6 protein-coding genes are annotated in these 8,562 nt (G+C 56.9%); all 6 read right to left on the reverse strand.

Annotated features, from left to right (window positions below; genetic code table 11):
- Positions 1-89: 89 nt before the first annotated feature.
- Complete coding sequence (locus FFS60_RS28045) at positions 90-626, reverse strand: restriction endonuclease subunit S (protein ID WP_137823839.1); 537 nt, start codon at positions 624-626, stop codon at positions 90-92.
- Positions 623-2,233, reverse strand: coding sequence for a class I SAM-dependent DNA methyltransferase (locus FFS60_RS28050; protein WP_137823840.1), 1,611 nt, complete (start codon positions 2,231-2,233; stop codon positions 623-625). The genes FFS60_RS28045 and FFS60_RS28050 overlap by 4 nt, the downstream gene beginning before the upstream one ends.
- A 512-nt stretch (positions 2,234-2,745) precedes the next feature.
- On the reverse strand, positions 2,746-5,166 hold the full coding sequence (gyrB, locus tag FFS60_RS28055) for a DNA topoisomerase (ATP-hydrolyzing) subunit B (RefSeq protein ID WP_028627015.1): 2,421 nt from the start codon (positions 5,164-5,166) through the stop codon (positions 2,746-2,748).
- Entirely contained in the window at positions 5,163-6,269 is a 1,107-nt protein-coding gene (gene recF / locus FFS60_RS28060) for a DNA replication/repair protein RecF (protein ID WP_137823841.1), read from the reverse strand. The genes gyrB and recF overlap by 4 nt, the downstream gene beginning before the upstream one ends.
- 7 nt (positions 6,270-6,276) lie before the next feature.
- Positions 6,277-7,380 carry a DNA polymerase III subunit beta gene (dnaN, locus tag FFS60_RS28065; RefSeq protein WP_028627013.1) on the reverse strand — a complete coding sequence of 368 codons (1,104 nt, stop codon included), beginning with the start codon at positions 7,378-7,380 and terminating at the stop codon, positions 6,277-6,279.
- Positions 7,381-7,409: 29 nt separating this feature from the next.
- Positions 7,410-8,540: a chromosomal replication initiator protein DnaA gene (dnaA, locus tag FFS60_RS28070; protein ID WP_137823842.1), complete on the reverse strand. Its 1,131-nt coding sequence runs from the start codon at positions 8,538-8,540 to the stop codon at positions 7,410-7,412.
- Positions 8,541-8,562 lie beyond the last annotated feature (22 nt).

The following is an 8,562-nucleotide window of genomic DNA, read 5'->3' on the forward strand; positions in this document are numbered from 1 at the left end:
ATCACCCCTGTGTTCTCCTGCTCAAAAATTGAGCAGGGGCAGTGGAACACCTGGGTCAGTTTTCAGTCAGCACAACGGGCTTTACTGGGTCAGTTTTCGGTCAGCGGCAACAGGATCGGAAATGCTTTGAGTTGTGATGAATTTATACTGGCCAGATTAGTGGTTCGTTTAGCACAGCTGAGAAAATATTTTCTCCCATAATCGCTGGAAGCCACCGCCGCCAAATAGGTCGAATTCAGGAGTCGCTTGTCTGGACGAACTGCAAATACATGATTTTGGTGCAAGCATGGTTCAATTTGCCCATTCCAAACTGCTCCGCGTCCAAGCTTGTCAATATCTCCTCCTTCAGTCATGAGGACATCCCCTGCTTGAAGGGCGTACCGCTCGATGCTATTGGATTCAACAAGAATATTTTTTATAGACGTAAGGTCAATTCGCCCATCTTGGACATTGGCTACCCGCAAATAAGGTAACTCTACAGGGGCTCTCAAGCCCGCCTTCCCCTTCGCGATACCCGTACGAATCTCTGCCACCTCGCACAGAGGTACAGTTATGGCGCAAAGGGCTTTCGTTGCAACAGCGGGTAAAGTGATAGCAACTTCTGCCGGTGACAAAACCTTGCTCATTTAGCAGCCACCAGCAGCTCCAACTCCACTAAGTAGCCATTGAGCCGCTCATCAATTTTCGCTTCTTCTTTGGCCAGGATTGCGAGATGCCCCAAAGTTGCGGGTATGTCCACGACCTCTTCGGTCTCACCGTTGTCGATATAGCGAGCAATATTAAGATTGCCGTCGTTGCTGCGGATCTCGTCAAGAGTCACCAGCCGACAATAGCTTTCGACCTCAGCTTGCAGCTCGAATGCAGCCTTGTGGGTGCTGACGATGCGGGTAATGTGTTCAGCGCTCAGGCTGTTTTGCGCCTTGCCTTCTAGGTAGTCACGGCTGGCATCAATGATGATGACGTTGCCCTTGAGGGCAGCGGGTTTCTGCTTGTTGAGGATCAGCACGCAAGCCGGGATTCCGGTGTTGTAGAACAGAGCCGAGGGCAGCCCGATGATGGCTTCAATCAAATCACCCGGCTGGCTACCATTCGCCGTATCGGTGCCGAATAGCAGCCCCTCACGAATCTTGCCTTCTTCGCCGCTGCGGAACAGCACACCGTGCGGCAGGATAATGCCCATGCGCCCATCGGCCTTTAGACTAGCCAGCATATGCTGGGCAAAGGCAAGATCGGCATAGCCCCGTGGCGGGATGCCATAGACCAAGCGACCATACGGGTCGCTAACCTGCTTGTAGTTAGGCGCCTTGGGCTTTTTACCGCTGTCTTGCTCGTTTTCGTTACTGAGCTCTAGAGGAGTCCACCAAGCCTTGGCTGAGAAGGGTGGATTGGCAATTACCCGGTCGAAAGTCTTCAGATAATCGCCGTCGAGGTGCCTGGGCTCGACCAAGGTGTCTCCGCGCTCAATGGAGGCATGCATGTTGTGCAGGTAAAGATTGAGCTTGGCGATAGCCCAGGTGCCTAGGTTCCTTTCCTGCCCATACAGCAACACATTGGGTTTACCCATCAAAGTGCCATTGGGCAAACCGGATACATGGTGAGCGCTCTCAACCAGCATGCCGCCGCTGCCACAGGTGGGGTCATACACGCTGTGGCCTGGCTGCGGGTCGATTAGCTCAACAACCAGTTGCACCACAGCCTTGGGCGTATAGAACTCACCGCCTTTTTTGCCTGCATCATCGGCAAACTGCTTAATCAGATACTCGTAGGCATCACCCAGCATGTCGGCCTTGTAAAGGTCGTCATTGCCTAGCTTGTACTGGTTAAAGTGACGCAGCAGGCGCTGCAAGGTGGCATCTGACAGCACCCGCTTGTCACCGTATTGCGTAGCGGTCAGTACGTGTTGCAGCTCAGGGTTGTTGGCCTCGATGGTCGCGAACGCCTTGTCCAGGGCCTCACCGATATTTTCGGTGCGTGAGATCAGATCGAACCAACGGGCACTGATAGGGAACTTACCCCATTTATCCTCGACTTCTTCTTGAGCATCGCCATAGCTCAGACCCTCGTCCTTCATCAGCTTGGTGACACGCTCGTCGAACACGTCGTTGTAACGCTTGAGGAAGAGCAGGCCGAAGATGTAGTTCTTGAAGTCGGATGAGTCGATGGAGCCACGCAGGATGTTCGCGGATTCCCAGAGCCAGGACTCCAGCGTTTCGAGTGACAGCTTGTCAGCCATGGGTAAATCAATCCCTATAGAAAGCACAACGCCCAGCACCCAACGATTACTGCCGTGGTGCAAGGCACATCAGAAAAATTGAGTTCGATTGTACAAGTCGCCGCCAACTGGAGCCCGAAAAATCAATCCCCGTTAACGACAAAACCCCGGCAGACCTTTCGGTCAACCGGGGTTTGTTGGCAAAGCAGTGGGCCATTAACTTTGGCCGAAAGGGCAAATAACTTTGCCCACCTACACCTGCCTGCCTGCCTGCCTGCCTGCCTGCCTGCCTGCCTGCCTGCCTGCCTGCCTCAGCATGGCGTCATTTCCGAAGAACCCGCAACGATGTTCCAACGCCTCACCCATCAGGCCTACGAGAACATCGGACAGCGAGTACGCCGCGCCTGGACGTGCAGGGCACCAATAGCTCGCAGACTTAAAAGAAAAGCCCCGGCACAAAGACCGGGGCTTGGGTTGGATCGCGACATTAATTCCGCTCAAACGCGACAATTAATATGCCCGTTCACAGCACATCAGACGTCGAGGTTCGACACCGCCAAGGCGTTGCTCTCGATGAAGTCACGACGCGGCTCGACGGCGTCACCCATCAATGTGTTGAAGATCTGGTCCGCGGCGATGGCGTCTTCGATGGTGACCTTGAGCATGCGACGGACAGTTGGGTCCATCGTGGTTTCCCACAGCTGCTCCGGGTTCATCTCACCCAGTCCCTTATAGCGCTGGATGGTGTGACGCTTGGTGCTTTCGGTCATCAGCCAGGACAGTGCTTCCTTGAAGCTCGTCACCGGCTTCTTGCGCTCACCACGCTGAACGTAGGCACCATCTTCCAGCAGGTTATTGAGTTGGTCTCCCAGCTCGGTCACCTGGCGGTAGTCGTTGCTGGCGAAGAAATCCCGGTTGAAGGTTATGTAGTGGGACAGACCATGAGCAGTTTGCTCAACTTCCGGCAGCCACAGGTGACGCTCGCGGTCTTCACGAAGGCTGGCGGTGTAGGTCAGGCCCGACTTCTCGGCTGCCTTCAGACGCGCCTGCAAGCCTTCCAACCAGGCTTGCATCGCCGCCTGGTCGGAGAGCTGATCAACACTGACACGTGGCAGGTAGATCATGTACTCAGTCAGGTCCTGGGGATACAGGCGCGACAGGCGCTTGAGCGTGCGCATCACGTTGCGGTAATCGTTCACCAGACGCTCGAGAGCTTCACCGGAGAGACCGGGTGCATTTTCGTTGACGTGCAGGCTGGCGTCTTCCAGGGCCGATTGGGTCATGTACTCGTCCATGGCCTCGTCATCCTTGATGTACTGTTCCTGCTTGCCCTTCTTCACTTTGTACAGCGGCGGTTGCGCGATGTAGACGTAGCCGCGCTCTATCAGCTCCGGCATCTGCCGGAAGAAGAAGGTCAGCAGCAGGGTTCGGATGTGCGAACCGTCGACGTCGGCGTCGGTCATGATGATGATGTTGTGGTAGCGCAGCTTCTCGATGTTGTACTCCTCACGCCCGATCCCGCAGCCTAGTGCAGTAATCAGGGTGCCGACTTCCTGGGAGGACAGCATCTTGTCGAAACGGGCTTTCTCTACGTTGAGAATCTTGCCCTTGAGCGGCAGGATCGCCTGGGTCTTGCGGTTACGGCCTTGCTTCGCCGAGCCACCCGCGGAATCACCCTCCACGATGTAGAGTTCGGAAAGGGCAGGGTCCTTTTCCTGGCAGTCGGCCAGTTTTCCCGGCAAACCGGCGATGTCCAGGGCACCCTTGCGGCGGGTCATCTCACGAGCCTTGCGCGCCGCCTCTCGGGCGCGGGCGGCGTCGATCATCTTTCCGACTACGGCCTTGGCTTCGTTCGGGTTTTCCAGCAGGAAGTCAGCGAAGAATTTGCCCATTTCCTGTTCCACCGCGGTTTTCACTTCGGAGGAAACGAGTTTGTCCTTGGTCTGGGAGCTGAACTTGGGATCCGGCACCTTAACCGAAATAATGGCAGTCAGACCTTCGCGCGCATCGTCACCGGTGGTGGCGATCTTGTACTTCTTCGCCAGGCCTTCCTGTTCGATGTAGTTGTTCAGGTTACGGGTAAGCGCGGAGCGGAAGCCCGCCAAATGGGTGCCACCGTCACGCTGAGGAATGTTGTTGGTGAAGCAGAGGAGGTTTTCGTTGAAGCTGTCGTTCCACTGCAGGGCGACTTCTACACCAACGCCGTCTTCTTCGCGCTGAACATTGAAGTGGAAGACCTCGTTAACGATGGTCTTGTTGGTGTTCAGATACTCGACGAACGCCTTTAGGCCGCCTTCATACTTGAACAGCTCTTCCTTGCCGCTCCGCTCGTCGCGCAGCACGATGCCTACGCCCGAGTTGAGGAAGGACAGTTCACGCAGGCGCTTGGCCAGGATGTCCCAGCTGAAGTGGATGTTGCTGAACGTCTCAGACGACGCCTTGAAATGCACTTCGGTGCCGGTGCCATCGGTCTCGCCGACCGGGCGCAACGGGAACTGCGGAACGCCATGGCGGTAGATCTGTTCCCAGACCTGACCAGCACGACGGATGGTAAGACGTAGCTCTTCGGACAAGGCGTTCACAACGGACACACCCACGCCGTGGAGACCGCCAGACACTTTGTAGGTATTGTCGTCGAACTTTCCACCCGCATGCAGCACGGTCATGATGACCTCGGCGGCAGAAACCCCTTCTTCCTTATGGATATCTACCGGAATGCCACGACCGTTGTCGCGAACGGTGATGGATTCGTCAGTGTGGATGGTGATGCTAATTTCCGAGCAGAAGCCGGCAAGCGCTTCGTCGATCGAGTTATCAACGACCTCGAACACCATGTGGTGTAGACCTGTCCCATCATCGGTGTCGCCGATGTACATACCGGGGCGTTTGCGTACGGCATCCAGCCCCTTCAGCACTTTGATGCTGGAAGAGTCGTACGTTCTGTTCTCGCTCATGCTTCACTCCCGATGATCGTGGGGCTGATACAGCCATGTTCCACGTGGAACATGGCAACTGGCGTATCCGTGCGCCAGCCATCCCTCAGAAATTCATGGTCAACGCAGGTAATGAACACCTGGCAATCCAAATCTTCCAGCAAACGGCAAAGTGATTGCCGATGCTCCTCGTCCAACTCTGACGGTAAGTCGTCAACTAGGTAGATGCACTGGCCACGTTTCGCATGGTTCACCAAATGGCCCTGCGCAATTCGCAAGGCGCAAACCACTAGCTTCTGTTGACCGCGCGACAGTATGTCTGCCGCGCTGTGTGCACCTGAACGCAATCGCAGGTCGGCGCGTTGCGGCCCGGCCTGGGTGTGTCCGATTTGTTGATCGCGGAGGAGGGAAGTGGCCAGCACTTCGGATAGCTCCCGATCCTTGTCCCAGCCACGGTAATAGCTAAGCGTGAGACTATCGAGTTCCACCAAGTCAGCAAGCGTCTGTTGAAAGACCGGCTTCAACGCCTGGATGTAGGCCCGGCGATACTGGTCTATCTCATCACTGGCCAGGCATAGCTCCCGGTCCCAAGCCGCCTGCGAAGCGGCGTCCAGTGTACCATGCCGGAGCCACGAGTTCCGCTGCCTCAGCGCCTTCTGCAGTCGCTGCCAAGCGGGAAGGAAGCGAGGTTCCACGTGGAACACTCCCCAATCCAGGAACTGTCGACGTATCTTCGGAGCACCTTCGAGCAGTCGAAAACTATCCGGGTTGATCAGTTGAAGCGGCAGGGTCTCCGCCAGTTGGGCAGCACTTTTTGCATTCTGCCCATCGATGCGAATCTGGAACTCGCCCTGACGATCCCGGGAAATTCCCAAATTACTCTGCCCACCCTCGGCAAGTCTGACTTGACCGAACACCGTGCATGCAGGCTGTTCGTACTGAATGACTGGTTGCAGCCGAGTACTGCGAAACGAACGGGCAAGACCGAGGAGGTGGATTGCCTCCAGCAAGCTGGTTTTTCCGCTGCCGTTAGCGCCGTAGAGAATGTTGATGCGGGGGGAGGGGGAGAGGGTCACCGGCTGCAAGTTGCGCACGCCGGTGACCGAGATACGGCTAAGGGACATTGAGTCGTTACAGACGCATCGGCATTACGACGTAAGAGGAGTCGTCGTTGCCAGCTTCCTGCACCAGGGCACTGCTGTTCGCATCGGACAGAATCAGACGAACCTGCTCAGTGGACATCACGCCCAGTACGTCCAGGAGGTAGCTCACGTTGAAACCAATCTCCAGGTTACTGCCGTTGTAATCGACCGCTACTTCTTCTTCAGCCTCTTCCTGTTCCGGGTTGTTCGCCTGGATCTTCAGCAGGCCGGAAGCGAGCGTCAGGCGAATACCACGGTACTTTTCGTTGGAAAGGATCGCAGTACGGCTGAAGGCCTCACGCAGCGCCTGGCGGTCACCGATTACCAGCTTGTCACCGCCACGGGGAAGCACACGCTCGTAATCCGGAAACTTACCGTCCACGAGTTTGGAGGTGAAGGTGAACTCACCGGTAGTAGCACGGATATGATGCTGGCCTAGCACGATACGAACCTCACCGTCCTGCTCTGTCAGCAGGCGAGCCAGTTCCAGGATACCTTTGCGCGGCACAATGACCTGGTGCCGGTCGACACCTTCAAGCCCGGCTTCCATGGCACACATGGCCAGCCGGTGACCGTCTGTGGCAACGGCACGCAGCACACCGGCATTCACCTCCAGCAACATGCCGTTGAGGTAGTAACGAACGTCCTGCTGAGCCATGGCAAAACTGGTGCGTTCGATCAGCCGACGCAGCTTGCTCTGCACGAGACTGAAATTCAGCGAGCCAGGACCTTCTTCCACGGTCGGGAAATCGTTCGCTGGCAGCGTCGAGAGGGTGAAGCGGCTGCGGCCTGCCTTGATCAGCAGCTTCTGCTCGTCCAGCCGGATGTCGATCAGCGCGTCGCTGGGCAGACTTTTGCAGATGTCCATCAGCTTACGGGCCGGTACGGTGATCTCACCCGGCTCAGCCGGTTCTTCCAGGGCAACGCGCCCAACCAGCTCGACCTCGAGGTCAGTGCCGGTCAACGACAGCTGCTGGCCTTCGACTACCAGCAGCACGTTGGAGAGGACCGGCAAGGTCTGGCGGCGCTCGACGACGCCGGCGACCAGTTGCAGGGGTTTCAACAGGGCTTCGCGTTGAATTGTGAAATGCATGGTCTAGTCCCTTGCCTCTTGGGCTGCGGTCAGGTGGTCAATGTACGCAGCAGATTCTTGTAATCCTCGCGGATATCCGCGTCGGATTCCCTTAGTTGTGCAATCTTACGACAGGCATGGAGCACCGTGGTGTGGTCTCGTCCGCCGAACGCATCGCCGATCTCCGGAAGACTGTGGTTCGTCAATTCCTTGGACAGCGCCATGGCGACTTGCCGCGGCCGAGCCACCGAGCGCGAGCGGCGCTTGGAGAGCATGTCGGACATCTTGATCTTGTAGTACTCGACTACGGTGCGCTGGATGTTATCGATGCTGACCAACTTGTCCTGCAGGGCCAGGAGGTCCTTGAGCGACTCACGGATCAGTTCGATGGTGATATCCCGGCCCATGAAGTGGGCGTGGGCAATCACACGTTTCAGCGCACCTTCCAGTTCGCGCACGTTGGAACGAATACGCTGAGCGATGAAGAACGCGGCGTCGTGCGGCAGATCGACCTTGGCCTGCTCGGCCTTCTTCATCAGGATGGCGACACGGGTTTCCAACTCCGGTGGTTCGACAGCTACCGTCAACCCCCAGCCGAAGCGGGACTTCAGGCGCTCTTCCAGGCCTTCGATTTCCTTCGGGTAGCGGTCACTGGTGAGAATCACCTGCTGACCGCCCTCCAACAGGGCGTTGAAGGTGTGGAAAAACTCCTCCTGCGAACGCTCCTTACGGGCGAAGAACTGAATGTCGTCGATGAGCAGCGCGTCTACAGATCGATAGAAGCGCTTGAACTCGTTGATCGCATTCAGCTGAAGGGCCTTGACCATGTCTGCGACGAATCGCTCGGAATGCAGGTAAACCACCTTGGCATTCGGATTCTTCTTCAGCAGGTGGTTACCCACAGCGTGCATCAGGTGAGTTTTACCCAGACCCACGCCGCCATAAAGGAACAGCGGGTTGTAACCATGCTTGGGGTTATCCGCCACCTGCCAGGCCGCCGCACGGGCCAACTGGTTGGACTTGCCCTCGACGAAGTTCTCGAAGGTGAAGGTGCGATTCAGGTAGCTGGTGTGCTTCAACGCCCCTTCCACTTGCACGGAACGCTCCGTGCGGATCGCCGGTGCAGATACCACCGACGCCAACGGATCGAGGTTGTCGCGGGTTTCCTCCACGGTCTCGATGCGCTTATGCGATGGTGCGGCA

This window comes from Pseudomonas sp. D(2018) (assembly GCF_005502555.1).
Classification (GTDB): domain Bacteria; phylum Pseudomonadota; class Gammaproteobacteria; order Pseudomonadales; family Pseudomonadaceae; genus Metapseudomonas; species Metapseudomonas resinovorans.

What these genes read in the sequence shown, in the direction of transcription:
- FFS60_RS28045 (WP_137823839.1), bottom strand. Translation starts at nt 626, where the DNA reads ATGAGCAAGGTTTTGTCACCGGCAGAAGTTGCTATCACTTTACCCGCT.
- FFS60_RS28050 (WP_137823840.1), bottom strand. Translation starts at nt 2,233, where the DNA reads ATGGCTGACAAGCTGTCACTCGAAACGCTGGAGTCCTGGCTCTGGGAA.
- gyrB (WP_028627015.1), bottom strand. Translation starts at nt 5,166, where the DNA reads ATGAGCGAGAACAGAACGTACGACTCTTCCAGCATCAAAGTGCTGAAG.
- recF (WP_137823841.1), bottom strand. Translation starts at nt 6,269, where the DNA reads ATGTCCCTTAGCCGTATCTCGGTCACCGGCGTGCGCAACTTGCAGCCG.
- dnaN (WP_028627013.1), bottom strand. Translation starts at nt 7,380, where the DNA reads ATGCATTTCACAATTCAACGCGAAGCCCTGTTGAAACCCCTGCAACTG.